Source organism: Terrimicrobium sacchariphilum (assembly GCF_001613545.1).
In the GTDB taxonomy this organism is placed as follows: Bacteria; Verrucomicrobiota; Verrucomicrobiia; order Chthoniobacterales; family Terrimicrobiaceae; genus Terrimicrobium; species Terrimicrobium sacchariphilum.
The window spans coordinates 270,200-294,877 of sequence record NZ_BDCO01000003.1; the positions used below are offsets into that span (position 1 = coordinate 270,200).

Here is a 24,678-nt window from a genome sequence, read left to right on the forward strand (position 1 = left end):
TCATGCAAATCTCACTACGAGTATTCATCATTGTCTGCGTCTGGGCAATGCAGGCCATCGCAGCACAGTCTGCAGAAGAGAAGGACGAATCGCCCAAAGTGGAGGTCGTTGGCTCGGGATGGAGCGAGGATCACCAGCTTGTGCTCGGCGTGAGGATCACGGCAGCGAAGTCGAGGCATCTGGAATTGGGAAGAGCGGCAAAGACTTCAGAACAGACGGTTATGTTGTTCACCACCAAGGAAAGCTGGCTGATAGATATAGCCACTGGCAGCAAGATTTCCGCCAGTCGACGCTTTCCCAACAAGCCGAACTTCGGATGGATCAAAAGCGCGGAGACGATTGCGCCGGGGGATTCCCGGGAGTTTACGGCTGCTTTTCCCGCGCCGCCGCTGCCGCCCGTCGTGAACGGCAAAAGGCAGGACTATCAGTTGGAACTCCATCTGCCGGGCGGACTCCCTCCGGTCACGTTTCGTATTCCCGTGCCGGCTGAGTTTTTGAACTCGCCATGAACCCAGGCAGGCTGCTGCCAGCGCCTGCCCGGGTCTCTCATGGGAGATGAGGGTCAGGCTTTCTCGGTGGCGACCGGATTGGTCAGGCGACCGATGTTGTCGATCTCGATGGTGATTTCGTCGCCGGGCTTCAGCCAGCGCGGGGGCTTGGCGGCCATCCCGACACCATGGGGAGTCCCGGTGAGGATCACGGTGCCTGGCAGGAGTGTGGTGCTGCCGCTGAGGAACTCGATGAGGGTGGGTACGTTGAAGATCATGTCATCGGTATTCCAATCCTGAACGGTCTCGCCATTCAGGATGGTGCGGATACCGAGTTGGTTGGGGTCGGGGATGTCATCGGTCGTGACGAGCACCGGGCCGAGCGGGCAGAACGTGTCGAAGAATTTGCCGCGGCACCACTGGCCGCCGCCCATCTTGAGCTGCCAGTCGCGGGCGCTCACGTCATTGGCGCAGGTGTAGCCGAGGACGTAGTCGAGGGCATCTTCCTTGCGTACGTTCTTGCAGGGACGGCCGATGACGACGGCAAGCTCGCACTCGTAATCCACCTCATGGCTCGCCATCTTTGTCGGGATCTCGATCGGGTCGCCCGGATGCTGGAGGGTATTGGTTCCCTTCACGAAGAGGATCGGCATCTGGGGCGTCTTGGCGCCGCTTTCCGCTGCGTGGTGACGATAGTTCAGCCCGATGCAAAGGATCGCCGTGGGTTCCAGGGGAGCCAGGAGTTTTTTGATCGTGTCATGTGTGCCTGTCGGAGACAGACCGGAGAACAGATCGCCCGAGAGGCGCTCGGCCTGGCCGGACTCCAGGAGCCTGCCGAAGTGGGTCTGGTCGTCGGGAGTTTGGTAGCGGATGATTTTCATGGGATTAAAAGGGCGCGTTGCGGATTGTCCCGGCAGAGAGCCTGCACTTGGGATTCCGAGAGTCCGAGTTCCTCGGTGAGTTTCTGCGAGACGTAGGGGAGACTGGCGGCGGAGCCGACGAGGTGGCTGCCGCCGGGCGCCCGGGCGGCACGGTCGGGGCCGACCTCGATGTCCCATCGGCCGAGCTTGTAGCGACCCGGCCCGAGGCCTGCGGCGGCCATGGCATCGGTAGTGACGATGGATCTCTCCAGCCCGGCGAGATCGAGGTAGTTCTTCAGGACGAAAGTTGGGATGTGAACGCCGTCGGCGATGAAGCAGAGAATGAGCTGATCTCTGAGAAAGAGAGCCCGCTGGATGATATTGTCATGCCGGGGGAGGGATGCCGGGCAGGCATTGCCCAAATGGGTGAAAAGGCTCAGCCCGTGCCGGATAGCGCCGCGAAGTTCCTCCAGACTCGCATCGGTATGACCTGCGGATACGGCGACGCCCTGGTCGCGGAGAAACCGGATGGTGGCTCCGGAAGGGTCTTGCTCAGGAGCCAGCGTCACGAGGCGGATATGCCCGCGTCCTGCCGTGAGCAGTTCGCGCATCAGGCCGACGTCTGCTGGGCGGATGGCATCCGCAGGATGAGCTCCCCGGAAGCCTTCCCGGTCCGAGATGAATGGCCCCTCGATGTGGATGCCCGCAATGACCTCGTCGGTCAGGGAGTTATCTGTCTTCAACCGGGCGAGGGTCTCGATCCTCCGGGCCATGGAGTCGGCATGGTCTGTGATGATCGTGGCGAGGACCTTCGCGGTGCCATCACGCCGGAGTCGCCCGCAGGCATGAAGGAGGTCGACGCGGGACAGGTTGTCCTGGTTGAAATCAATCCCGGCGTACCCGTTGACCTGAATGTCGAAGAAATTCATGCCTTACTTGAGCAGCGAGGCGGCAGGCGGGTCCAGGTACAGGGTGGTGCCGAGATGTGTCTGCAGGATGGATGCCGGGATGCCGGGATCGATCGTGTGCTCCAGCGTATTGCGCACCGCCTCTGCTTTGCGGGCGTCGGGCACGGTGAGAATGATCGAGCGGGATTTGAGGATCTGGCGGATCGACATCGAGATGGCCTGCTGCGGGACGGCTTCCAGCGAGGGGAACCATCCTTCGCCGAGTTGCTGGCGGCGGCAGGCGTCGTCGAGGTTTACGACAAGATAGGGGCGTGTTGTTTCAAAATTCGCCGGTGGGTCATTAAAGGCGAGATGGCCGTTCTCCCCGATGCCTGCAAAACATACGTCAATGGGGTGCTCGGAGATCAAAGCTGCGAGGCGCTCGCATTCCGCCTCAGGATCGATTTCGCCATTGATGTAATGAAACTGGTTCAGGGGATTGGGCAGGAGGCGATGAAAGCGTTCCCAAAGGTACTGCCGGAAGGAGGCGGGATGCGTTATCGGCAGACCCACATACTCGTCGAGGTGGAAAACGGTGACCTTATGCCACGGAAGCTCTTCTCCCACGAGGGTCTGAAGCATCTCAAACTGGGACGCGCCGGTGGCAATGATGATATTGGCTCGTCCGTGTTCTGCGATGGCCTCGCGGATCAGGAGCGCCCCATGGCGGGCGGCGGAAGCGCCGGAGATTTTCTTGTTCGAGCTGATGATGGTACGAATGGACATGACTTTAGTAAACGGCCCGTCCGCCGCTGAGATCGAAGGTAAACCCGGTGGTGAAGCTGTTGGCGGGAGAAACGATGAATGCGGCGATTTCGGCAAATTCTTCCAGAGTGCCGCACCTCTTCATGGGGATCTTGTCCGTCATGTAGGATACCTGGGCTGGAGGCATGGCGTCGACCAGCGCGGTCTGGATTACGGCGGGGGCCAGCGCGTTCACAGTGATCCCGGTCTCGGCGTATTCCTTGCCCATAGCCTTGGTCATACCGATGACGGCGGCCTTGGAGGTGGAGTAGGCCACCATGCCGGCATTGCCCTCCTTGCCTGCGATCGAGGCGATGTTCAGGATGCGCCCGTAGCTCCCGGAGAGCATCACGGGAAGCACGGTCTGGCAGCAGAGAAAGGTGCCGCGGGCATTCAGGCTGAGGACCCGGTCAAAATCTTCCACGGGAACCTCGTGAGACTTCAGGTTGGTCTTGCCGGTGATCCCTGCGGAGTTGACGAGGATCTCGATGGTCCCTCGTTTTTGTTGCACGGCGTCCACCGCAGTACGGATTTGTTCGCTCTGAGTTACATCCACGACGTGCCAGTCGGCGAGTTCGCCGAGATTGGCCGCAGTTTCCTGGAGTTTGGCTTCGTTGAGATCGAAGAGAGTGACAAACACTCCCTGCTGGACAAGTTTGCGGGCGAGGGCCTTGCCCAAGCCGTCGGCGCCTCCAGTGATGATGGCCGTCTGGTAGCTTGATGAGGTGAATCGAGTCATGATGAAAAATCCCGGCGTTTCCAGGTGGCGAATTCCTCAAGGAACCTGGCGACAGCCGATGCAAGAAGAGTGAAAAGTTGTCTGCCCTTTTCCTCGGTGGCCAGTTCCGGAGATCCCAGCGCACCCGTCTGGGAAAGCTGGTCAAAGGACTGGGAGACGACGACGCGAGATGGCGTGTAGCCGAGGGGATCGTAATACTGCGACCCGATGCCTGAGGTCTCTCCGAGGGCGTCCTTTTGCACCCAGTCGGGGCGGAGCGCGAGCATGAGGGAGGTCTCATATTCGCAGGCATGAGAGAGGCGGGGGGTCGCCATGAAGGTCTGTGCGGCCAGCTCCCGAGCGGCGAGATTCCAATAGCTGGCTGCCGCGATCCAGGGTTCGTTGGCTCCCTTGTGCTTCAGGTTCAGCCGGTAAAGAGCCTCCGCAAAGGGCGTCTGATTGCCGCCATGGCAGTTTAGGAAAAAGATCCGCCGAAACCCGGAGGCGATCAATGAGTCGGCCATATCGACCAGGACCCGCGTGTAGGTTTCGCTACTGATGCTGATTGTGCCGGGAAAGCCCAGGTGATGGTGCGAGGACCCGCACCAGAGCGTGGGGAGCAGGACGATCCTGTCGGGAAGGAGCACCTCGACCCTCCGGCCGAGTTCATCGGCGATGGCTGCATCCGTGATGACGGGCAGATGGTTGCCATGTTGCTCCAGCGCGGCGATGGGGAGGACGGCGATGCGATCCGGTGCGATCCGGCCGATCTCGGGCGAGGTGAGGTCAGCGTACTTCATAGCGGGATGCGCACGATGCAGTCGATCTCCACGTCGATCTCCAGCAACTGAGTGCCGATGGTGGTGCGGGCCGGACGGTGAGCGCCAAAGAACTCGGCATAGATCGCGTTCATGGCGGCGAATGTCTGCTTGTCCAGGGGCTGGAGGTAAACCCGGCAGCTAACGATATCGGAGACGCCTGCGCCGCAATGCACGATCACTCGCCGGAGGCACTCCAGCGTCAACCGTGTCTGCTCCGCGATCGTTCCGCGAACGAAGCCGCCAGTCTCCGGACAGTATGGTCCCTGCCCCGAGACATGGAGCAGCCGACCCTCGGAAATGATGCCTGCGGAAAATGGTCCCCTGGGCTTGGGGAGACCGGGGACTTCGGAAAGTATTTCGAGAGACGAAGGCACGGGATTCGGGGCTTAGGGTTGCAAAAGTTCGGCTCGGGCCTGTTCGAGTCGTTCGAAAAACGCGATGCCCTGAAGCTCGTCACGGAGGGCGTCGGTCACACACTCGTCGGGCGCTCGAAGGGGGAGACGCATCGGGCCGCAATCGAAGCCGCAGAGCTTCATTGTGGAGCGAATGACGTTCAGCCCACCGAGGCGAATCATGATCGATATCGCGTTCGTGCAGAGGGACTGCCACTCTTCGGCCTCGGAGGAGCGACCGAGGGCATGGAGACGCGCCGTCTTGTGATAGAGCGGCGCGGCGAAGTTGTAGGTGCTGCCGACTGCGCTCTTCGCGCCCAGCGAAAGGCCGGTGAGCAGGAGTTCATCGCGGCCGAAGAAAATCTCGTATCTACCGTCGGCGAGGCGGAGGCACTCGGAATAGTCCCCGAGATCCTCGTGGGTGAACTTGATGCCAGCGAAGGACGGGATCGCCTTGATCATCTGCGGAAGAAGGCGGCTGGCCTTTTCCCGGATGCGGCTCATCGAGGGCATATGATAGTAATAGAATGGGGTCGAGGGCGCGGCAGCGGCCATTATCTGGCAGCACTCCACCCAGGCTTCCGGGGAGGAGGGATCGAAGAAGACAGACCCGATGGAGGCGATGCCATGCGCGCCGATTGAGGAGGCATGAGCCGCAAGCCCCTTGGCCTCCTCGAGACAAGTGTGGCCGACGTGCACAATGACACTGAGTCTCTGGCCTGCGGCAGCCAGCCAGGTCTCCGCCAGTCGCATGCGTTCCTCCCGGGTAAGGGACATGCCTTCACCTGAGGTGCCTCCGATGAAGACCCCGGTGACGCCGGAGGAGGATAGGTTCGCCGCGTACTCTGCGAGTGAATCGTAATGGACCGAACCATCCGGAAGGAGCGGGGTGAAGGGGGCCGCAATCAATCGCGGGCGATCGACGCAGGGGGGCTTGGTGGCAGGAGGGCAGGAGATGGCGGTCATGAGCAGGAGAGTTGGATGGCGGGGAAGATCGAGGAGGAAGCGGGTTCAGGATCGCGCTCAAGGAGATCGATCAGCCGGGCCATGATCCGGTTGGTCTCAAGAGCCTGCTCTGCCGAGCAGATCTGGCTGGGAAGGCCGTCGCAGAAGTCCTGAAAGGCCTGCCACTGCGCGAGGTAGAGGGCGTCACGTTCAAAGGGGAACGAAAGATCCTCACAGGTTCCGTCGGCAACCTGATGCCGAACAAAGGTTCCGCTGTTCAGTTCAAGACGGATGTTGAATTTACTAGTGGTCACCTCCACGCAGTGGACCTCCGGCTTGCCGGTATAACTAAGGTGCAACTCGGCCTGGAGCGAAGGGTAGGAAAAGAGAGCATCGAAAACGAGCGGGTTGGCTGAGTAGCCCGCGATCTCACCCGCCACTCCCTGGGCAAAAATTCTCTCTGGAGGCTTGCCTAGCAGGTGATGAAGGAGGTCGAGTCCGTGGCTGTAATCCATAAGCAGAGCACCAGGGAGATGCGTCTGGTATCGCGAGCGGGAGTTTTCCAGCGTCACGAGCGAATCCACCCGGTAGCGGATGAAAATGAGGTCGCCCGCCTCACCGCTTTGGAGCATGGCCCGAAGGCGCACCACGGAGGGATGAAATCGTAGGTGAAAACCGATGGCCAGTGGAGACCCGGTCTCTTGCGCACAGGAGGTCATCTGCGAAGCTTCATCGAGATGATGGCTCATGGGTTTTTCGCAGAGCACTCGGCACCCGTTTTCCAGAGCGAGACAGGCCATCTCCGCGTGCGCCTGATGAGGCGTTGCGATAAGGACGTAGTCGGGGCGTGAGGCGATCGCTGCGGAGTAGTCGCGCCACTGCGGTGCATTTGGAAGGAGTGCCCGGGCTTCGTGAAGACCTGCCTCGCGGGAGTCGCAGATCTCAACATTGAGACCGGGGAGGGCGGAGTACAGCCGGGCGTGGCGCAAGCCGATCGAACCCATGCCGGCAATGATCAAGCGCTTGGATTTCATCGATAGGTAAGGAATCCGCCATCGACGGCGAGCGTCTGGCCGGTGACGTAGCGGGAGGCGTCGGAGGCGAGGAAAAGCACCGCGCCCTTCAGGTCGGCGGAAAAGTCGCCCATGCGGCCGAGCATGGTGTGGCTCGAGTACCGGCGGACAAATTCCTGCGGATGGCTCGGGCGCTGGAATCCGCCGGGCAGGAGGGCGTTGACCCGGATCTGGTGGTTTCCCACCTGTGCGGCAAGGTCGACGGTGAGCCCGATCACGCCAGCCTTGGCCGCGGTGTAGTCTGCTGTGTTGGGAACAAGGTCGGGAGAGTCGGCGTACACCGAGCGGTCGCGACCGATCAATGAGGAGATCGAGCTCATGTTGATGATGGAGCCGGAATGCTGGCGCTTCATTAGCGGCAAGGCTGAGCGGCAACAGAGAAAAGTGCTCGTGAGATTCTGGCGGATCGTGCAGTCCCAATGTGCAAGAGGCTGGTCCTCGGGATGGTGATATGCGTAGCCCGATTCCTCAGGGGTCGTGCCGCGGCCGCTGGCATTGTTGATGAGGATGTCCAGTTGTCCATGGCGCTCGGCCAGCGAGCGAAAAGCGGAGGAGACTGATTCCTCGCTGGCAACATCCAGGGAGATTCCCTCGACGGGCTGGCCGGTTGCCGCAGAGAGATCGGCGGCGGCGCGTTCCGCACGGGTTTTGTCCCGGGAGGTGATGATGACTTTGGCTCCTGCTTCGGAGAGGGCTTCGGCCGAGTAATAGCCAAGGCGTTCCGTGGCTCCGGTGATTAGCGCCACGCGGCCCCGCAGGGAGAAGAGGTTGGTGACATGCATGCGGTCACCATTTCTGATGAGCAGGCATCATGGGAGCGATCTGAAAGCACTTGTTAGTAGTGTTTACAAGGTCCTGGTTGTCGGGTTTCCTTACTGCGCGAATGAAATGGCTCCGTTGGAAAGGCGGGGCGTAACGTCGCGGCATGAAGGTTTTTCTCATGACTGACATCGAGGGTGTCGCTGGTGTTTCGTCGCATGCCCTGCACTCCTACCCGGAGGGAAAGTATCATGAGGAGGCCAAGCGCCGTCTGACCGGAGAAGTCAATGCCGCCGTGGATGGACTGCTGGCGGGTGGGGCGTCGGAGGTGCTCGTCGCCGATGGCCACGGGCCGGGCGGGATCAGCTTTGACCACCTGCATGAAAAGGCGCTGCTCCTGCACGGACGACCGATCACGCGAGAACAGCTGCTGGAGCCGATCTGGGACTGTGACGTGGTAGCGGTCGTCGGCCAGCATGCCCGGAGCGGCGTCGCCGAAGGCAACCAGAATCACACTTTCGACAGCCGGGCGATTGATCGCATGACATTGAATGGCCGGGAGATCGGTGAGACGTACTACCTCGCGGCCTGGGCGGGATTGAAGGGCATCCCCGTCGTTTTCCTGAGCGGAGATGCGGCGGCATGCGAGGAGGCCGAGACCGACATCCCCGGCATCGTGACGGCAACGGTCAAATGGGGGCAGGGAGCGAACAGCGAGATCTGTCTCTCCAGCCAGGCTGCGCAGGGACTCATTCGCACAAAGGTCCGCGAGGCGCTGGAAAGCCACCGCCGCGACCCCGTCCAGCCGATCGGCCTGGAGGGACCGTATGAGCTACGCATCCGCTGGTTTTCCACGCAGGCTGCCGACGAGGCGGAGTCGGTGTCGGGATGTGAGCGTATCGATGGGAAGACAACATGCTATCGGTCCCCCAGTCTCCTGGATGCTCTGAGGCGTCTGCACCGCCCGGAGATGCCCGGAGTGAAACCTCTATCCCAAGTAAAAATATGATCATTGGTGTCCCAAAAGAAATCAAGGAACAGGAGCATCGAGTCGGGCTGTTGCCAGCCGGAGTGCAAAAGCTGAGGCGTGGCGGGCATCATGTGCTGGTCGAAACCGGGGCCGGTGCCGGGTGTGGGTATTCCGACGTGGAATACTCGGCGGCCGGGGCCGAGATTGTCGGCAGTCACGAGGCGGTCTTCGAGCGGGCCGACCTGATCGTCAAGGTCAAGGAGCCGCTGCCTGCGGAGTATGGCCTGCTCCGCCGGGGGCAGATCCTTTTCACCTATCTGCATCTCGCTGCGAGCCGCGGGCTCACCGAGGCGCTGCAGCGCTCGGGCTGCACGGCGGTCGCCTATGAAACGATCGAGGTAAACCGGCGTCTCCCGCTGCTGGAGCCGATGAGCGAGATCGCGGGCCGGATGTCTGTGGTCGTCGGTGGTTATTATCTGGCGAAGCACAATGGCGGAAAGGGTGTGCTGCTGGGCGGAGTACCCGGGGTGCTGCCGGGCAAGGTGGTGGTCCTGGGCGGCGGCACGTCGGGAGTCAATGCCGCCCGCATGGCGGCGGGGCTCGGCGCCGATGTGACCATCCTGGAAGTCGATCTGGAGAGGATGCGTTTTCTCGACATCACGATGCAGACCACGAACACGCTGTACTCCACCGAGGCCAATCTGCTGGAACTGCTTCCCGAGACGGACTTGCTGGTCGGGGCGGTGCTCGTGCCCGGGGCGCGTGCGCCCAGGCTGATCAGTCGGGAGATGCTTTCGCTGATGAAGCCGGGCAGCGTCCTGGTGGATATCGCGATCGACCAGGGGGGATGCGCGGAAACCTCCCGGCCGACTACGCACAAGGCGCCGGTCTATGAAGAAGGAGGCGTGATTCACTATTGCGTGGCCAATATGCCCGGGGCTTACGCAAGGACGGCGGCACAGGCTTTGAACAACGCGACCTTCCGCTATCTGGAACTGATCGCGGACAACGGACTTGAGAAAGCCTGCCGGCTCAACCCCTCGCTCCATGGCGGAATCAATGTCCTGGACGGTCAGGTCACCGTGGCGGCCGTGGCCGAGGCTCATGACATGCCGTACGCCCAACCCGCTCTGGGCGAACTGGCCGCAGCGTAATTGATATTGCCAGAAAGGCGGCGGCGACCCGTGGAAAACCCGGGCGTCGCCTCCTGGCGATGGGATTGACTCTGACTGGCGAACGGAACCCGTTCTCGGTCTATGCTCCGGCAGGGCTGGCTGGCGGCTGGAGCTTTTCGTTGATGAACTTGATGACCTCGGGCCAGGACTCCTTGCAGGCGCGGGTGTGATTGGCCCCTTTCAGCACAGTCTGCCGGATGTCGGTGTGGCCGACCAGCTTCATCATGGAGACAAAGTAGAGGTTTTCTTCGGCGCGCATGAGGGTGTCGGTCTCCCAATCCCCTGTGGCGCACAGAGTGGGTGGCGCGTCCTTGCGGATATGATAGAGCGGGGCGAAGCGGTCGATGGTGGGGCGAAAATTGCTCGGTTCGATACCCTGTTCCTTGCGGACTGTCTGGTGGGTGATGACCTGGCCCGATACGAGGATCAACCCTGCCACCTTGTCGGCGTCGATGTCGTGACGGGCGAGATAGCTTTTATCGAGGATCGCCATGGCGGCGAGATAGGCGCCGGCGGAGATGCCCAGGACAAAGACCTTTGATGGGTCGCCGCCATAGGATTTCGCATTCTTAATGGTCCACGCTATGGCGGAAGCAGCATCCTCGATATAGGCAGGGTGCTGCACGGTCGGGCTGAGGCGATAGCTGGCGGCTACCACGCCCCAGCCCATATTAGTCAGTTCCTTCGGGATGGACCGGTTGCCGCCGGTCAATCCCCCGCCATGGAAATATACGATGATCGGAAAGTCCTTTACGTCCGTGGGGTGGTAGAAATCCAGCGAGCACCGCTCGCCTCCGGGAGTGTCCTTCAGCTCGGGAGCGTAGACGATCGAGGATTCCATCTTGTAGTTTGGAGCAAGGATATCGGTGGCGATGAGCGAACTGCCGTGGGCCAGTAGTGCCACGACGGCGGCGCAGGCAGTTCGGCAGGCGGGAAGCAACGATTTCACGTAGCGGTGAAGCATGGGGGAGGACTAGAGAAATTGGAAGAGGCGACCAAGCGGGCTGTTGGGATTCCAGATGCCGAGCTCGCGGCACAGGCACTCCAGCATCATTCGATGCCCGTAGGTGTTGGGATGAATGGTGTCGCTTTGCGAAAAGAGGACGACTCTCTCGTTGGCCGCCATACGCTCATTCCAAAACGCCTGGTGGTCGACGAGGATGGCACCATGGGATGTTGCCTGACGCCGGATGGCCTCGCAAAACTCAGGCACGTTGAGGCGTTTCTGAGCCATGGGGCGCTGCGATTGCGTATCGACCAATGGAGGCGTGTGGATGATGAGAGCCTCGCAGCCGGACGAGAGGATTTCCTTAAGGAGGTCGCTGAATGCGGCCTCCCATTCGGCGATCTCGGCGAGCGGGACGTGCGCGGCATCATTCATTCCGATCGCGAGGCTCACGATGGTGGGGTGAAAGCGAAAGATCACGTGCTCCCGATGTGCGAGGATGTCGGCGAGGCGCCAGCCTCCCACGCCTGTATTGACGACGACGTCAAAGTGGCGGCGAAGTTCCGTGCGGATACGCTCTTCGAACAACTGAACATAATTGCGAAACTCAAGCAGGTGGACAGAGCCATGGGTAATGCTGTCCCCGGCGAAGAGCCAGGTGATTGGTTCGGGGGATCTGAGCCTCTCGGCCAGGCGGGTTTCGGATGTCATGGCAGGGTGAACTCCATTTGATCGAGCCGATACGCTTCCATGCTGCGACGATCGAGAGTGACGCCGAGGCCCGGTGCGGTTGGGACGGGGATGGCGCTTTCAACCGGTATGAGCTGTTCCTCAATCAAGTCATCCTCGCGGAGGAGATGCCCGATGGCATCGCCCGGCAGACAGGCGGTCTGGGCGGCGGCAGAGGTATGGAGCAGGAAGGCATCGATGATGCCGAGATCGAGACCAGTGCCCTGCCAGTGAAGGAGACCATATCTGGCTGCGATGGCGGCATCAGTGAGGATCTCGCGGGCGGAAAACGGGCTGATGTTGACGTAATCGCAGGCGCCGTCCTGCGCCACGCGGTGGGGATCGGCTCGCATGCCGGAGGCTAGGGCGTGGAGGATGAGGGGCCGGCCGGTGGCGCGGCGAAATTCCCGCCACTCCACGGGATGGTAGGTAAACGGGTCCTCGTAGGAAATGTCGGTCTCGTTCCGGAGGGAGTAGTCGATATCCAGCGCTTCGCGGAAACGGTGGAACTTTCGGTTGGGATCGATGACAATCGGCATCGTAAATCCTGCGGCGGAGCGAACGGCTCGGACGATTCCAGCTATGTCATCCTGTGGAAAGGCTTTCATTTTCAGGCTCCGAAATCCCATTTCCACGGCGATAGCGACCTGTCTTGCTGCATCCGAAGGGGTCATACGCCCGATCCAGAACCCCATGGGCACGCGGTCGCGCCATCCTCCGCCAAGGATCTGGAAGAGGGGCAATCCGGCGCGCCTTGCGATGAGGTCCCATAGGGCGATTTCAAAGCCAAAGAAGGGAGTGCGGTCGTGGATGTGATACTCCCAGTCCGGCCCACGATCCTGACTGTCGGCGGGAGAGAGCGCGTAGCCATCTCCGCCCGGTGGGAGCATGATCTGGGATAGGTTGATTGATCGAACGTCGCGCCCGGTCAGATGGCGGGCGATGCGCTCGACGGCAGCGCGTCCGATACCGCGGGGAGTCTCTCCCAGGCCGGAGAGACCATCGGCGGTTTGGATCTCGAGAATCCACTTGCTGAGCGTTTTCCAGGAGCTAGTGCCGTATTGCGGGCTGTCGGTCCAGCCGGAGCGGAAGGGGACGCAGACCTCGGTTGCCAGGATGCGTGTGATCATCATGCTGCGACGCTGGCCATCAGGCTCGGGGGAGCGGTGTGCGCTCGCAGAGCCATCAGGAGATCTGCGGACGAATACTGGCCAGGGGTGATCCTGTGAGGGCGTATGCTCCACGGTAGCCCTTGCTCGGCAAATGTCTTGCCCTCCAGGACACGTGTGAGAGCGGACTCGATGTCGGCGATGTGAAAGATGGTGTTGGGCTCCTCGGTCCAGGTCGTAACGTGGGGAGCGGGGATCGTATGGATACCGCCGGATGACGGCCACATCGCCCCGACGATGTCGAGGAAAGGCACGCAATCCTCCAGCGTGGTAAGGAAACGGACGCCGGACCGCATGGCCTGGGCGAAGTTTCGAAGATTCACATCCAGCACCACGGGGTTTTCCGAGCACGGGGCGGCTAGGGTGGAATGTACGGTGGTGCGATCGATGGAGATCGAGGCATCGCCTTTCGTGCCGATCAGGCGGATTTCCACGTTGGAGCGATGACGGCACGCATGGGTGAGGGCGATGCGGAAGTCCACGTCGTTTTGAAACTTGCCGCGCAGGCAGCAGGTGTCGTAGGACTCGATGGGCCGGGCGCGATAAAGCTCCGCCTCCAGCCAGAGGAGACCGGCGTGATCGATGGCATCGGTGTTTGCGAGGAAGCTGGAGAGATGCACGTAGTGGCTCAGAGCATTTGTTGCTGGTCCATCGAAGACCGGCTCGGGACCCATGGAGAGCTTTCCCGCCCAGTTGCTTCGCTGGTAATACCATGATGGCCGGGGCCAACTGGCCGCCACGTGGATGCTCAGGAGATCGCCGAGCGCGCCCTGCATGAGCCCCTCCTTGGAAGCGCGGATGACGGGGTGTGAGATGCCGATGAAGCCGACAGCGGTGCGGCGATGAATGTCGAGAGAGATGAGATCCTGAAGGTCAGAGGACAGGATTACGGGAGGTTTTTCCAGATAGACAAACAAGCCGCGATTGAGTCCATCGATAGCCATTTCCTTATGCAGCGGGATCGGCGTGCAGATGATGATGGCCTCCAGTTCGGACTCCACATCGAGCATATCCCGGTAGTCCTCGTAGCAGGACACGCCTTGTTCACGCAGAGGCGCCAGCATCTCCTCATGGCGGCTGTGCGCCGGATCGGCGACGGCGAGGAGCTCGACTGTCTGGTCCTGGCGAAGTCGCTGCAAACTTCGGATGTGATTGGCGCCGAATCCACCAACCCCGACAAGACCTAGCCTGACTGGATTCATGCCTTCATCTTCCGTGGCGGACGCTTATTCAGAAGTCCTCTTCGCTTGTCAGTTCTCCAAACTTGTCGCTGGACATGGCGGAATCGATGAATTCTTATTCTTATCTTCACTCATGGACCCGATCCCTCGCCGGTATTCTTTGGTGGCTCAAGTGGGCGATATCTTGCAGGAGGAAATCAAAACCGGATTGATGCGAGACGTGCTTCCGTCGGAGCTGGACCTGTCCCGGCGTTTCCAGGTGAGCAGACCGACGATTCGCGATGCCCTGGAGATTTTGCGAAAGGCCGGGTTGATCGAGTCCTCCCGCGGGCAGAATCATCGGATCATTCCGCAGAAAGTGAGCGTCGAGGCTCCTCGCAAGGCGGGGGGGGTGACCGTGTTGGGCTTTGCGCCGCTCGATGAGCTGTCCCCCTTTTCCCTGTCCCTGATGAGCCAGATCCAGCTGGCGGTGGGGTCCAAACACGAGGTCCGGATCGTGTCAAACTCCAACCTCACCACTCCGGCGGCGTTGCGAGACCTGACCTCGAGGGAGAGGCAGCTGTGCTGGGTGTTGATCGGCCCGCCCGCGGATGTCCTCCACTGGTTCGAAGCCAACCGGCTGCCCTGTCTGGCCCTGGCTCCGAGCATTCGTTCCAAGGAAATCCCCATCCTAGCCATGGATATGCAGTCTGTGATGATGCATGCCTTTTCCCTGGCCATGCAGCGGGGCTACTCGGGTCCGTATTTGCTGATCCCCGCCAATCGGCAGACATCCGAGACGGCGCGATTTTTTGCGGAAGCCCAGGCGAAGCATCCACAAAGGGATGCGGCCCTCTATTCGCATGACACGACGATGATCGGCGTACGGCGTGCCGTGGAGAAGATCATGCGGAGCAAGAAAGGCGACGATCATCCGCCCCTGATCCTCGTGGTGCGGCCCAAGCACGCTCTCATGGCTCTCTCTGTCCTGCGGGCGCAGGATCTCAAGCCGGGCATGCACTATGGACTGATCTCTATCGGGCGGGAAAACTACATCGACTACGTGATCCCGACGATGGCCTGCTACACGATCAAGCGGCAGCGGCTCTTCAAGAAATTCCTGAGGATGCTCTCAGAGATTTTGGACAGCGGCTACACGCGGCCGGGTTTGTTTTCCGTGATCGCGGATTTTTACGAAGGAGAAACCTTTCCCCGCCTCGGCGGTCAGTGACAGCCGGCTTCCGGCAATGCCCCGGTCCAGCCCTTAATGCGGAGCCACGATTCAAATGTGAGTTGCGGCTCCCAGCCGAGAAGTAGCCTGGCTCGGCGGATGGAGCAGACGGAGGAAAACTGTGCCGCGGTCACCGGGAGTCCCTCCCGCTGGAGGATTGCCCCTGCGCCCGGGTAGTAGCGTTCCACCACCGCCTCGGGATTCAGCAGTCCCTCGGCGAGGTCCGGCTGGCGGAACGGGGATGCTGGCGCGATGATGACAGCCTCGCCCTGGAAGCCCGAATTCTCCACGGCGAGATAGGCCGCGCGGGCGGCATCGGTCGTGGAGATGGCGAGGTTGAGAAGCTTGGGGCCGAGTGCGTCGTCGTCGAGATAGCCAAAGGCTCCCAATCGCAGAGAGATGATCGAGAGTCCGTACGCGCGGGCCATTTCCTCGCCGAGGACCTCCATGGTCCGTTTGCTAATGCTATAGGCGGTATCACCCCGGGGAGGCAGGGATTCTTCCAGGATCATCGTGCCGGAGGCGCGTTGCGTGTAGCCGCAATGAACCTGAAGCGTTGAGGAAAGGCAGATACGTTTCAGTCCGGCGGAATGGGCGGCGGTGAGAAGCCTCCCAACCTGGGTCACGTTGATGTCGAGAAAGTCGCCGAGGCTGTGGGTTTTCAGATGAGAACCGTGAAGGCCGGAGGTGTGAATGAATCCCTCGCATCCCTGCATGAGTTCCGTCATGGCGGAGATATCGGCGGTATCGAGCTTTAGCGAGGTGACACCGGGGGGCAAAGGCTGGGAATCGGGCCAGCCCCTCCGGCTGACTCCAATGATTTCGTGGCCTCGTTCGGCGGCGAGTCGGGCGATGGCGATGCCAAAGCGGCCGTTGATTCCGGTGACAAGGATCTTCATGTGGGGACAGGATAGTGAGAGATGGTGCTTTTCAGCAGGAGAATCAAGATGTCACAACGACTGACAACGAGGATTGTTTCGCAATGAACGCCATCATCAAGCAAGCAGGAACGATGAGACGGATTCCCCTGGTGGTGATTGGCGCGTTGGCGGGAGTGCTCGGTGCGCAGGCAGAGTTTCTCCAGCAGGTCCGCCCGGCACCGCTCACACCGACCGAGGAAGCGTCGGTCTCGGATCGATCTGGCAAGCTCAGCCAGCTTCCGCTCAAGTTCACCCCCTATGACACCCAGCGGGCGCAGATTCCGTTCCGAAGGGAGATACTGACAGACCGGCAGGTGTATTTCGCCGATGACCCGGTCGGCCAGGTGCTCATCTATTGCCTGACGCCGCTTTCCGGGAATCCTGCGGCTGGAAAAGTGCGCTTCGAACTGAAGACCGACGGCAAGACCGTGGAACGGCAGGAGGTGACGGTCGATCACAAGTTTTCCGCGCTCCTTCCGATCGAGAAGCTACCTGTCGGCGCTTACGAGATGACCGGGGAGTTTGAGGTGGGAGGCAATGTCTGGACGCTCCGGCCTGCGCAGTTTTCCAAGATCGCCGAACGACGGAACACCCGGCCAATTCCGGAAGGCGGCATCCCGCTGGTGCTGCAAGCTGCGCCGGAAAAAGGACGGCAGATCAGCCCGATCATTACAGGCATCCCCATTCCCCGTCACCAGGCCCAGAGTCCGGAGGAGTTCACGCTGCTGGAGAACGGCAAGCCTGTCGATGCGCAATTCACCCAGCGGGCGACCTGGTACCCTGGACAGCAGGTAAAGTGGCTCGGACTCAGTTTTCTAGCCCGCTATCAGGATGGCCGACCAGCAGAGTATCGGGTGATCCGCAAGAATACGCCGCTGCCTCCATCCACGCTGAAGATTGCCGAGACGGACAAGGAAATCGTGGTAAGCACCGGTGAGATCACCTTTGAAATCGGCAAGGCGCCATTCACGGGCATTCGATCAGTGAAGCTCGCGGGGCAGGACAAGCCGCTCGTCCAGGGCGAGGGAGGCCCCTTTCTGATCGATGAGCGGGAGATGGTTTTTCAATCAGCCCTCGATGAGGCAGCGGAGGTGCGTATCGAGGAGCAGGGATCGGTTCGCGTGACCGTGTTGGCGACCGGATGGCTGACCAATCCTCGAAACGAACGCCTGTGCCGGTACGAAATCCGTTTCACCGCCTGGGCAGGGCAGCCATGGATCGATGTTCACCAGCGAACCGTTCTAACCTTCAATACGGACGAGAAAAAGCTGGCTCGGCTTGGCTTCCTCGTGCCGGTGGTTGATGCCCAAAAATGGGCGGCGGGACTGGATGCATCGACGAAGTCGGGCGAAATCCCCGCGTTGCCCTCGCTTGACCCGAAAAAGAAACCGCCTGCAAACAGCGCTCCGGTCACGACCAAATGGATCATTCAGCCGCGACCGGATCAGGTTGCTGTGGAGGGTATATCCGGGCCTGCGATTCCGGCGAATCGGGCGGATGGATGGGTGACCGTTTCCGGCTCCCTCGGTACGACTCAGGTCAGCGTGCGAAATCTCTGGCAGTTGTTCCCCAAGGAGATCGCCTGGAGTCCCAATGCTCTCGTAATTTACCAATGGCCCGAGCACGGCCGAGTGAGTTTCACCGAAGAGGAGGAACTCAGTGCGGATCATCTGCATCAGATTCGCTATGCCCATCAGGGCAAATATCTCGATCTGAAGTTCCCGCAGAAATACTTCGACGCGATGCGCAAGGTGTATCCGCCGATCATTGAAAATCAGGACATCAATGCGCTGTCCGGCAATGGAATGGGCATGGCGATCACGACGGATTTCCGGTTGCAGTTTGCCCAGACGATTCCCGAGGTCGACGCAGCAGCGGCAAATCAGATGTTTGCCGCCAATCTCCATGGCATCTCCGACCCAGTCTGGAACGGTCTGAGTGAAGTCGAGGGCAGGTTTGCCGGAAAGCAAAAGGGAGTCACTGATTCCTGGGACGACTTCTGGGCGCAAGCCTTTCATGGATTTACCTCATCGGTCGACTATCTGGGTGACTACGGGATGTGGATATGGCCCGACGTGCACAACAACTGGAGTCCCACCACACTGCGACCGCAGGCGCATCGCTGGTGGCTCAACAGCCACTACCAGAATCCCTGGGATTACAATTTCATGTATTTCCGATCGGGCGATTTTCGGAACAAGGACTGGGCCAACAATGCCTCGCAGCACTTCATGGACGTAGGAACAGTCAATTACTCTGACGAAAGCCGCACGCTGCTCGGCAAATTGCCGGGTGCAAATTACCACGTGAAGGGATTCACGCCCTGGGGTTCTGCCCGAGAGGGCGAGGTGGTGGGCGACGACTATGTGGAGGTGGCCGCACACTTCATCAATCCCGACGCCAATCTCTTCCGCTACCTGCTCTTTGGAGACAGGAGCGGACTGAATCTCGCGAGAAATTGGTTTAAATCCCTCGGGCTGGTGACGCTGCCGACCGAGCGGAGCCGCGAGGCATGCACGACGCTGGGCGAGGTCCTCAGCTTTTATGAAAACACCTGGGAACCCCAGGCCATCGCCTACATCCACGAACTGGCCGACGCGATGCTGAGCCGTCCCTTCTCCGAGGTGCCCGCCTTCCCTGCGCATCCGTTTTTTCACGACCGCTGGGTCATGCGGTACTGGAATCTCACGGGCGACGTACGTATTCAGCAGCCGGTGTTGGATGTCCTCAAGGTCGGAAACACGCTGAACTACACGCACTTTGAGCTGGCCGCTCTGGCGTGGCGCTGGACTGGAGATGCCGAATATCTGAAGATGTTCCTGCCCAAGGCTGCGCCGACGTTTGGGAAGATATACCGCAATCCTGGTGATCCACTGGATGGGTTCGGCGAACGTGTTTTCAAGCCCACGCACAGCCAGACGCAGATCGTTCCCTACTACTTGCAGGCGTTGATCGATGCGGGGCTGAAATATCCTGAGACCGAGCTAAAGCCGCCGTCGATCGCCAAGGCCACCGTACTGCCCAAACTGGACAAAATGACCAATCTGGGGCCCTCCACATCGCTGCTCAAGGTCGATGGCTCAGGTCCGCTGAGCTTGAAGGTGGAGGCGACCTACGATGCCAGGACCTGGGAGAAGAGAGGGACCGTCGGCAATGTGGAGGTGTTTGACGCCCGCAACCAACTGGCGGGCAGCGCCTCGGTGCTGGCTGGCGCGAGGAGCAACAGCGCGGTCATTGACCTGGACCCTGCGAGATTCCCGGCCCCGTGGACGCTGGTCGTGAGGGGCGCGGTACGGATCGGATGGAACGGCGGCGCTCAAACTGTGACGCTGGAACCCGCCGCGGGAGGCGACACCGAACAGGAAGCCGATGACGCTGCGTCGGACTGATCGGAGCGCCGGACTCCTGCCAGCGCTCCGGATGGAGAAACTAAAGCTCCAGGGTGATCCGCCCGGAGGGGAGCTGGAGCTCCAGGTTTCGCCCGGTGCGGCGCACGATGGGCGAGGGCTGGTCTTTGGGAAGCGGGATCAGAATGGTCGCAAATTCGCTTAGCGCGCTTTCCGAACGGACACGGAGGCGCGGGCGGCCAAATCCGTCCTCTCCGAAGGTCTGGAAGGCTTCGTTCCGAAGGTTAAAGACGAAGACGTGCCAATCGAGGGTCTTCGTATGAATGATCCCGCCTGTGGCGTGAATTGACCAGCGATTGTCAGGGTGGGTATGCCACAGGATCTCGGTGACGAATGAACCGCCATCACGCTCGTTCACATCCAGTATGGTCACGACGGGCGCAAGTTCCAGACGATGGAGAGTCACCTTGCGTCGGGACTGGCGTACTCGATGATCCTTACCCGTCGCGGACGATGCATCGCCGAGCGAATAGGAGCGGGTCTCGGTGTTGCCAAATTCCAGCATTTCCCCTTCACCCCAGCCTGGCGCCTCAAGCACGCCGCGTTGATTGAGGCCGTCAATTAGGACGCAGTTGTGTGCCTCGGTCAGACCGAACCAGCGATTCATTTTCTGGCTCATGTCCTTGTGCTCATCGCCGTAACCGGCATCCACCAGCACGCGCTCGCCGCCAGCATAAAGAGCGACGTGATTTTGATCGCCTTGCCGGTGGCAGAGCACCTCCTGCCGGCCGCAGAAATGGGATACGAGGATGTCGGAGGAGTGCCAGCCCGTGCGGTGCGACGCCACGCCCCGGATGGGGAACACTGCAGAGGTCGGCCACTTCAAGTCGTCGGGCGATCGAGTGGGAATTGACTCATCCCACCAGAGCAGAAAGTTGAGATAATCCCGGATAACGGGGGTATTCACCAACTCACCGTCGGTGCGCTGCGGGGCGAGATCGAGCTGGCGGGCCAGCCAGGCGATGATCTCCCCACCGGGGAGAGACATGCGATGCAGGCAGCCGCTGATACTCCCGCATTGGGCGTGCGAGTCGTTGAGGTTGTTGATCGTGGCTTGTCCCGGCGTCAGTTCGTAGGCGAGGTAGCGCGGGTGGCGTTCCAGGGAGCGGTGCTGCAGGATGTCGGGCTGCCCGGCGCGGCGGAGGATCTCCGCCACGAGCGTGAGGCTGCCGAGGGTGTTGCCCGCGTAGGCCGGCCCTTCGTACGGCGCGCCCTGGGCATCGAAGACAAAGTACAGGTGTTTTTCCAGGCTGATCCAGGCGCGCTTCAGGATGGTGTCGCGGTCTGCGGCCGGAGCGAAGGAATCGAGCATGAGTGCCCACAGAGCGGAGGCAGCCAGCCCGCGTATTCCGCGGTTGTTGGTGACGTTGGCATTATCCTGCTGCGTGAGGGCGAGGCTAATTTGCAGGGAGTCTTCGAGGAACTTTTTGACCTTGCTGCGATCCTGCGGCGCGAATGAGCTGCCAGCAAACTCCAGGACGCACCAGACGCCCAGCGCAAGGAGGAATTTATCGTGCCCTTCGCCATGCCGCCAGCCGGAGGTGGTGACACCCCAGGCGAGCGAAGCGCTGTCGGCCAGGCCATGGTCGATGATGGCAAGCAGCACGTCGCGGGCGGCTTCGCTAAAAGCGCTTTCCTGTGTGATCGCCCCGGCGAGCGCGAGAATCTGCATCGCTTGCGGAACGACGAAGATGCCTTCGCGTGACCGCCAGAAGGGCTTTTCCAGCTTTCGGTGATCGAGGAATTGCGGGGAGTCAGGATCAAGCAAGGCGCGCGCCCGCGTGAGGTAGAGCCCGGTGAAATGCTGGAGTGTCGGCTGGGTGATCCGGGCGTGAATCGCCTCGGCGGAAAGGTCAAGCAGGTTGACCGATGGAAAGGGCGTCATGAATTGATGGGTTCCTGCCACGGCGGAGCAAGTCGGCGCACCCGGAGATGGCGGAATGCGGCGGTTCCTTCGATCTGGAACAGCCCGATGCTTCCATTTTTCAGGGCGTAGCTGGCGTGGGAGAGGAGGATCTGATGATCGAGGCTGAACTCAATATACTCGCCGCAGACAACCAGCCTGAACGAGGTCGGCCGATCTAGGATGGGTGGGTAGCCTGAATTTTGCTGCAGGGTGGGGCCTCTAAACTTGAGGCGGGGAACGCTTGGGCGGGCGATCTGGTACTGGTGCAGTTCGGCACGTCGGTTGGGCGGATCGAGTTCGATGGCCAGATACTGCTCTCCTGCTTCGTCGGCTCGGAAGAGGATGCCGAGCCGGGCGCAGGCGGAGCCATCAAGTTCGCCTTCGAGGATGAAGTGATCGAAGCAGCCCGGGTGAAAAACTGCGGTCCGGCCATTGCCGCTCAATGTCTCCGCGCTGGCTTCGGACCACTGCTGCCAGTCTTCAGTCGCGCGGGATTCCCAGGCCTCCCAGGAGTGTAGCGCAGGCTCTCCGGCAGCAGTCCATTTCAGCTCCCTGGCGGGACTTTGGAGGGTGAAGGAAGCGCCGGCGGGGACATAGCGGATCGGCCAGTTGGCGGTGGTACGCAGAGAGTTCCACATGAGAGTGCGTCCCTGCCACTCGGTAAATCTCCAGACGAAATGGCTGGCCGGGAGCAGCTGGCTGCGGCGGGGGCGGCGCCATGGGCCGTTGAGATCCCGGGCAATGCGGCAATGCGTGGTGGCCCGGGTGAAATCATTGAAGAACAACGCCCAGCCCTCGGGACCCCGGATGATGCATGGTACCTCCATGTCCTCCCACTCCCCCGGGGCGAAGAGCGGCGGCTCCAGGTTCCACTCAAATCCATCGGCAGACGTTGCGTGGCCGATGCAGCCGGAGAGGAAGCGATCTCCCTCTGCGGTGCGAGCCGTGAAAACCATATGCCATTTTCCCTCTTCGTCATGAAAGACGTAGGGGTCGCGGAATGAAACGAAGCCTACGCGGTCGAGGCAGGAGTTGTAATAAGGCGCAGCGGCCTCGAGTATGGGAGTCTCGGAGTAGCGCTCCCAGTGAATCAGGTCCCGGCTGGTAGCCAGGCCGATGCGCTGGACCTGCCCGTGTTCCTTGCGGGAGCAGCCTGTGTAGTACATCAGAAAGAGATCATCCTCCGGGTGCCGGATGACTTGCATGGTCCAGAGCATGTCATCGTCGAACATGCCGTTTTGGCCCGTAAAGAGAGCGGGCTGGTCGGCCTGCCAGCGAAAGCCATCATGCGATGTCGCATGGGCGATCAGGCTATGGTTGGGCAGGACCAGATGAAACAGATGCAGCGTGCCCTGCCAGGAGAAAACCTGGGAATCTCCGAGGGTTCCGCAAAGAGACCCGGGAGGAGTGTAGAGGATGTGCTGGCAGTCGAGCGGGTGCATTCTTTAGGAAATGCCTAGCGGGTGGCTGGCGGGTTTGCGAGTGCCTGACGGAAAGCGTCGGTCACGCTAATGGCGATTCGCAGGCCCAGGTCCGGTCGAGGGCGGCCGGCCTGGGAAAAGGCGCGGTTACCAACGTCACTAGCTTCGTTTCCGAAGAGGGCGGAACCGCCCCGGATCACGACATAACGATAGAGTGATTTCTGCGGACCGCTGGGATCCTGTTCCGGCGCGCGTTGGTAATAATCGGGATCGTAGAAATCGGCACACCACTCCCAGACATTACCCTGCATGTCATATAGGCCGAAGGCATTTGGTGTTTTCTTTCCGACGGCCTGCACTGTGTTGTTGCTATTGCTGGCGGTCCAGGCTTTTGCCTCGAGGTTTGCGGCCTGCTCAGACGAGCTGCCGGCCCGAGCGGCATATTCCCACTCGGCCTCAGTGGGAAGGCGTGCTCCCGGGATGTCTTTTTGCAAGGTTTTCAACATTTGAGTGATCTGTACGTGGCTGACACAGTTGATCGGATGATCGTCGCCGGGGAAGTAGGTCGAGTGGATCTTGCCCGTGGCGCGCTTCCACTGGCTTTGGGTCATTTCCGTGGTGGCCAGATAAAAGGGCTTGGAAATCCTGACGGTGTGAGGGGGCGCGTCTGATGCCTCTGCCCGGCCCATGGTAAACGTGCCAGGAGGGATCAGCACAAACTCCATGCCGCCCGGGGCGGTCCACTTTTCCGGAAGGCCTGCATCTTGCGCGTAGGCTGTGGTCTGCTCTCCTGCACGGGCGGATGCTCCTCCGAGCGATGACAACAGCATGAAGCCGAGGACGAGGTGTTTCATTTGGCAGGCTTGGCGAGCGCGGCGATCTCGGCGGGATCGAGTGCCGTGCTGTAGATGCGCAGGTCGTCCAGCAGCCCCTTGTAGTTGTAGGACATCCCGCCGCCGATGCGGATGGAGGTTGACTGCGGCGGGGTCGGGCTGGCGCCCTGCAGCACGCCGAGGGCGGAATCGACTTCCACTCCGTTGACGTACAGCCGGATGTCGCTGCCATTGGTGACGACCGCGATGTGAGTCCATTCGCCGACCGGGCGGGTGAAGTTCTTAAAGCTTACGCGATCAGACTTGGGATCGGAACCCCGGAATGATCCGGCAAAGAGAAAGGCGAGCGTATTCTCGTAGAACGACAGTCCGGCGCCGTCCTCGATCTTGAAGAGCAGTTCGATCGGAGACCTGCGTTTCTCGGGGTTGATCCAAGCTGAGATGGTCAGGCCAGCGGAAAGGTCGAGCGGCTCGTTCCACTGGATGTCGATCCAGTCATTGATCCCGTCAAACTCCAGGGCATTACCCTCGATGCCCGGCTGGTGAGGCAGGGGAGCATTTTCATAATAGTAGGTATAGCTTAGCTTCGAGTTGGCCGGGATGTCCTGGCGAAGCAGCCGGATGGCACCACCGACGACTTCAAAGTCCGCTCCTGCACTCAAGGGAATCCCTGTCTCGCCCCGGGGGATGAGCGTGACCTCCATCGGGCGATTGGATAGGTAGCCCTGAGTGAGTAATCTATAGCGCCCACCCGGGCTCACCTGGACGGTTTGAGTCGTTGGTACGCCATTACCGTCCGTGCTTTCATTGGTGCGGCCGTTGCGGTTCTTTCCACTTGTATCCTGGATCTGTGGAGTGCCGGACGGTTCGTCGAAGGCCAGATGAAGCTCGAGATTCCCGGGTGGATTGGCCATCAGGGAGGAGCTCACCAGGAGAGCGACCATGGGAAGGCGGAGATAACGAACCATGGGGGAGGATTTATATGACCATATCTCTCGAAAAGGAAAGGATGATGGCTTGTCGGTTTGGCTGACAAGCTGACTGTTGTAAGGAAAGATGACAAG

23 protein-coding genes are annotated in these 24,678 nt (G+C 60.8%); 5 read left to right on the forward strand and 18 right to left on the reverse strand.

The window, feature by feature from the left end:
* The first annotated feature begins 2 nt into the window (after nt 1-2).
* The gene (locus tag TSACC_RS18955; protein WP_075081031.1) at nt 3-509 is read left to right on the forward strand and encodes a hypothetical protein; all 507 of its coding nucleotides are present in this window, start codon (nt 3-5) and stop codon (nt 507-509) included.
* A gap of 53 nt (nt 510-562) precedes the next feature.
* Here TSACC_RS18955 and TSACC_RS18960 read toward each other — a convergent pair whose 3' ends face one another.
* From TSACC_RS18960 to TSACC_RS19000, 9 genes are read right to left on the reverse strand one after another with little or no spacing between them, the layout of a single operon-like run.
* Entirely contained in the window at nt 563-1,369 is an 807-nt protein-coding gene (locus TSACC_RS18960) for a fumarylacetoacetate hydrolase family protein (RefSeq protein WP_075081032.1), read from the reverse strand.
* Complete coding sequence (locus TSACC_RS18965; RefSeq protein ID WP_075081033.1) at nt 1,366-2,277, reverse strand: N-acetylglucosamine-6-phosphate deacetylase; 912 nt, start codon at nt 2,275-2,277, stop codon at nt 1,366-1,368. The genes TSACC_RS18960 and TSACC_RS18965 overlap by 4 nt, the downstream gene beginning before the upstream one ends.
* A 3-nt stretch (nt 2,278-2,280) precedes the next feature.
* A complete protein-coding gene (locus TSACC_RS18970) occupies nt 2,281-3,021 on the reverse strand; it encodes a glucosamine-6-phosphate deaminase (RefSeq protein ID WP_075081034.1) in 741 nt (246 codons plus the stop codon).
* A 4-nt stretch (nt 3,022-3,025) separates the two neighbouring features.
* Nucleotides 3,026-3,778, reverse strand: a complete 753-nt coding sequence (locus TSACC_RS18975; RefSeq protein WP_075081035.1) for an SDR family NAD(P)-dependent oxidoreductase — start codon at nt 3,776-3,778, stop codon at nt 3,026-3,028.
* Nucleotides 3,775-4,557, reverse strand: coding sequence for a creatininase family protein (locus TSACC_RS18980; RefSeq protein ID WP_075081036.1), 783 nt, complete (start codon nt 4,555-4,557; stop codon nt 3,775-3,777). The genes TSACC_RS18975 and TSACC_RS18980 overlap by 4 nt, the downstream gene beginning before the upstream one ends.
* On the reverse strand, nt 4,554-4,952 hold the full coding sequence (locus tag TSACC_RS18985) for a RidA family protein (RefSeq protein WP_075081037.1): 399 nt from the start codon (nt 4,950-4,952) through the stop codon (nt 4,554-4,556). The genes TSACC_RS18980 and TSACC_RS18985 overlap by 4 nt, the downstream gene beginning before the upstream one ends.
* Nucleotides 4,953-4,964: 12 nt before the next feature.
* Nucleotides 4,965-5,936, reverse strand: a complete 972-nt coding sequence (locus TSACC_RS18990) for a dihydrodipicolinate synthase family protein (protein ID WP_075081038.1) — start codon at nt 5,934-5,936, stop codon at nt 4,965-4,967.
* Nucleotides 5,933-6,949, reverse strand: coding sequence for a Gfo/Idh/MocA family protein (locus TSACC_RS18995; RefSeq protein ID WP_075081039.1), 1,017 nt, complete (start codon nt 6,947-6,949; stop codon nt 5,933-5,935). Before TSACC_RS18995 ends, TSACC_RS18990 begins: the two co-directional genes overlap by 4 nt.
* A complete protein-coding gene (locus TSACC_RS19000; RefSeq protein WP_075081040.1) occupies nt 6,946-7,770 on the reverse strand; it encodes an SDR family NAD(P)-dependent oxidoreductase in 825 nt (274 codons plus the stop codon). The genes TSACC_RS18995 and TSACC_RS19000 overlap by 4 nt, the downstream gene beginning before the upstream one ends.
* Nucleotides 7,771-7,913: 143 nt before the next feature.
* Between TSACC_RS19000 and TSACC_RS19005 the strand changes: the two genes are divergently transcribed.
* Complete coding sequence (locus TSACC_RS19005; RefSeq protein WP_075081041.1) at nt 7,914-8,756, forward strand: M55 family metallopeptidase; 843 nt, start codon at nt 7,914-7,916, stop codon at nt 8,754-8,756.
* On the forward strand, nt 8,753-9,871 hold the full coding sequence (gene ald / locus TSACC_RS19010) for an alanine dehydrogenase (protein WP_075081042.1): 1,119 nt from the start codon (nt 8,753-8,755) through the stop codon (nt 9,869-9,871). Before TSACC_RS19005 ends, ald begins: the two co-directional genes overlap by 4 nt.
* A 100-nt stretch (nt 9,872-9,971) precedes the next feature.
* On the opposite strand, the gene TSACC_RS19015 is transcribed toward ald, so the two are convergent.
* From TSACC_RS19015 to TSACC_RS19030, 4 genes are read right to left on the reverse strand one after another with little or no spacing between them, the layout of a single operon-like run.
* Complete coding sequence (locus TSACC_RS19015) at nt 9,972-10,856, reverse strand: alpha/beta hydrolase (protein WP_084400671.1); 885 nt, start codon at nt 10,854-10,856, stop codon at nt 9,972-9,974.
* Between the two features lie 9 nt (nt 10,857-10,865).
* Nucleotides 10,866-11,549: an SGNH/GDSL hydrolase family protein gene (locus TSACC_RS19020; RefSeq protein WP_075081043.1), complete on the reverse strand. Its 684-nt coding sequence runs from the start codon at nt 11,547-11,549 to the stop codon at nt 10,866-10,868.
* On the reverse strand, nt 11,546-12,700 hold the full coding sequence (locus tag TSACC_RS22180; protein WP_075081044.1) for a mandelate racemase/muconate lactonizing enzyme family protein: 1,155 nt from the start codon (nt 12,698-12,700) through the stop codon (nt 11,546-11,548). The genes TSACC_RS19020 and TSACC_RS22180 overlap by 4 nt, the downstream gene beginning before the upstream one ends.
* The gene (locus TSACC_RS19030; protein WP_075081045.1) at nt 12,697-13,938 is read right to left on the reverse strand and encodes a Gfo/Idh/MocA family protein; all 1,242 of its coding nucleotides are present in this window, start codon (nt 13,936-13,938) and stop codon (nt 12,697-12,699) included. The genes TSACC_RS22180 and TSACC_RS19030 overlap by 4 nt, the downstream gene beginning before the upstream one ends.
* Before the next feature lie 112 nt (nt 13,939-14,050).
* Here TSACC_RS19030 and TSACC_RS19035 point away from each other — a divergent pair, with 112 nt between their 5' ends.
* The gene (locus TSACC_RS19035; protein ID WP_075081046.1) at nt 14,051-15,127 is read left to right on the forward strand and encodes a winged helix-turn-helix domain-containing protein; all 1,077 of its coding nucleotides are present in this window, start codon (nt 14,051-14,053) and stop codon (nt 15,125-15,127) included.
* Here TSACC_RS19035 and TSACC_RS19040 read toward each other — a convergent pair.
* Nucleotides 15,121-16,026 (reverse strand): NAD-dependent epimerase/dehydratase family protein, encoded by a 906-nt coding sequence (locus TSACC_RS19040; RefSeq protein ID WP_075081047.1) that lies wholly within the window; start codon nt 16,024-16,026, stop codon nt 15,121-15,123. The two genes, TSACC_RS19035 and TSACC_RS19040, sit on opposite strands and share 7 nt — an antisense overlap.
* An 83-nt stretch (nt 16,027-16,109) precedes the next feature.
* On the opposite strand from TSACC_RS19040, the gene TSACC_RS19045 reads away from it, so the two are divergent.
* A complete protein-coding gene (locus tag TSACC_RS19045; RefSeq protein ID WP_075081048.1) occupies nt 16,110-19,436 on the forward strand; it encodes an exo-rhamnogalacturonan lyase family protein in 3,327 nt (1,108 codons plus the stop codon).
* A 40-nt stretch (nt 19,437-19,476) separates the two neighbouring features.
* Here the strand turns inward: TSACC_RS19045 and TSACC_RS19050 are convergent, their stop codons facing one another.
* From TSACC_RS19050 to TSACC_RS19065, 4 genes are read right to left on the reverse strand one after another with little or no spacing between them, the layout of a single operon-like run.
* On the reverse strand, nt 19,477-21,339 hold the full coding sequence (locus TSACC_RS19050) for a heparinase II/III domain-containing protein (protein ID WP_075081049.1): 1,863 nt from the start codon (nt 21,337-21,339) through the stop codon (nt 19,477-19,479).
* Nucleotides 21,336-22,802, reverse strand: a complete 1,467-nt coding sequence (locus tag TSACC_RS19055; RefSeq protein WP_075081050.1) for a glycoside hydrolase family protein — start codon at nt 22,800-22,802, stop codon at nt 21,336-21,338. The genes TSACC_RS19050 and TSACC_RS19055 overlap by 4 nt, the downstream gene beginning before the upstream one ends.
* Before the next feature lie 14 nt (nt 22,803-22,816).
* Nucleotides 22,817-23,635: a formylglycine-generating enzyme family protein gene (locus TSACC_RS19060; protein WP_075081051.1), complete on the reverse strand. Its 819-nt coding sequence runs from the start codon at nt 23,633-23,635 to the stop codon at nt 22,817-22,819.
* Nucleotides 23,632-24,582, reverse strand: coding sequence for a LamG domain-containing protein (locus TSACC_RS19065; RefSeq protein WP_075081052.1), 951 nt, complete (start codon nt 24,580-24,582; stop codon nt 23,632-23,634). The genes TSACC_RS19060 and TSACC_RS19065 overlap by 4 nt, the downstream gene beginning before the upstream one ends.
* Nucleotides 24,583-24,678 lie beyond the last annotated feature (96 nt).

Bases quoted from the DNA above. Each gene is read 5' to 3' on its own strand.
- TSACC_RS19065 (WP_075081052.1), bottom strand. From the start codon at position 24,582: ATGGTTCGTTATCTCCGCCTTCCCATGGTCGCTCTCCTGGTGAGCTCC.
- TSACC_RS18960 (WP_075081032.1), bottom strand. From the start codon at position 1,369: ATGAAAATCATCCGCTACCAAACTCCCGACGACCAGACCCACTTCGGC.
- TSACC_RS19060 (WP_075081051.1), bottom strand. From the start codon at position 23,635: ATGAAACACCTCGTCCTCGGCTTCATGCTGTTGTCATCGCTCGGAGGA.
- TSACC_RS18970 (WP_075081034.1), bottom strand. From the start codon at position 3,021: ATGTCCATTCGTACCATCATCAGCTCGAACAAGAAAATCTCCGGCGCT.
- TSACC_RS19000 (WP_075081040.1), bottom strand. From the start codon at position 7,770: ATGCATGTCACCAACCTCTTCTCCCTGCGGGGCCGCGTGGCGCTAATC.
- TSACC_RS19050 (WP_075081049.1), bottom strand. From the start codon at position 21,339: ATGACGCCCTTTCCATCGGTCAACCTGCTTGACCTTTCCGCCGAGGCG.
- TSACC_RS19040 (WP_075081047.1), bottom strand. From the start codon at position 16,026: ATGAAGATCCTTGTCACCGGAATCAACGGCCGCTTTGGCATCGCCATC.
- TSACC_RS18975 (WP_075081035.1), bottom strand. From the start codon at position 3,778: ATGACTCGATTCACCTCATCAAGCTACCAGACGGCCATCATCACTGGA.
- TSACC_RS18965 (WP_075081033.1), bottom strand. From the start codon at position 2,277: ATGAATTTCTTCGACATTCAGGTCAACGGGTACGCCGGGATTGATTTC.
- TSACC_RS18955 (WP_075081031.1), top strand. From the start codon at position 3: ATGCAAATCTCACTACGAGTATTCATCATTGTCTGCGTCTGGGCAATG.
- TSACC_RS19045 (WP_075081048.1), top strand. From the start codon at position 16,110: ATGAACGCCATCATCAAGCAAGCAGGAACGATGAGACGGATTCCCCTG.
- TSACC_RS19020 (WP_075081043.1), bottom strand. From the start codon at position 11,549: ATGACATCCGAAACCCGCCTGGCCGAGAGGCTCAGATCCCCCGAACCA.
- TSACC_RS19005 (WP_075081041.1), top strand. From the start codon at position 7,914: ATGAAGGTTTTTCTCATGACTGACATCGAGGGTGTCGCTGGTGTTTCG.
- TSACC_RS19015 (WP_084400671.1), bottom strand. From the start codon at position 10,856: ATGCTTCACCGCTACGTGAAATCGTTGCTTCCCGCCTGCCGAACTGCC.
- TSACC_RS18990 (WP_075081038.1), bottom strand. From the start codon at position 5,936: ATGACCGCCATCTCCTGCCCTCCTGCCACCAAGCCCCCCTGCGTCGAT.
- ald (WP_075081042.1), top strand. From the start codon at position 8,753: ATGATCATTGGTGTCCCAAAAGAAATCAAGGAACAGGAGCATCGAGTC.
- TSACC_RS18980 (WP_075081036.1), bottom strand. From the start codon at position 4,557: ATGAAGTACGCTGACCTCACCTCGCCCGAGATCGGCCGGATCGCACCG.
- TSACC_RS22180 (WP_075081044.1), bottom strand. From the start codon at position 12,700: ATGATGATCACACGCATCCTGGCAACCGAGGTCTGCGTCCCCTTCCGC.
- TSACC_RS19055 (WP_075081050.1), bottom strand. From the start codon at position 22,802: ATGCACCCGCTCGACTGCCAGCACATCCTCTACACTCCTCCCGGGTCT.
- TSACC_RS18995 (WP_075081039.1), bottom strand. From the start codon at position 6,949: ATGAAATCCAAGCGCTTGATCATTGCCGGCATGGGTTCGATCGGCTTG.
- TSACC_RS19030 (WP_075081045.1), bottom strand. From the start codon at position 13,938: ATGAATCCAGTCAGGCTAGGTCTTGTCGGGGTTGGTGGATTCGGCGCC.
- TSACC_RS19035 (WP_075081046.1), top strand. From the start codon at position 14,051: ATGGACCCGATCCCTCGCCGGTATTCTTTGGTGGCTCAAGTGGGCGAT.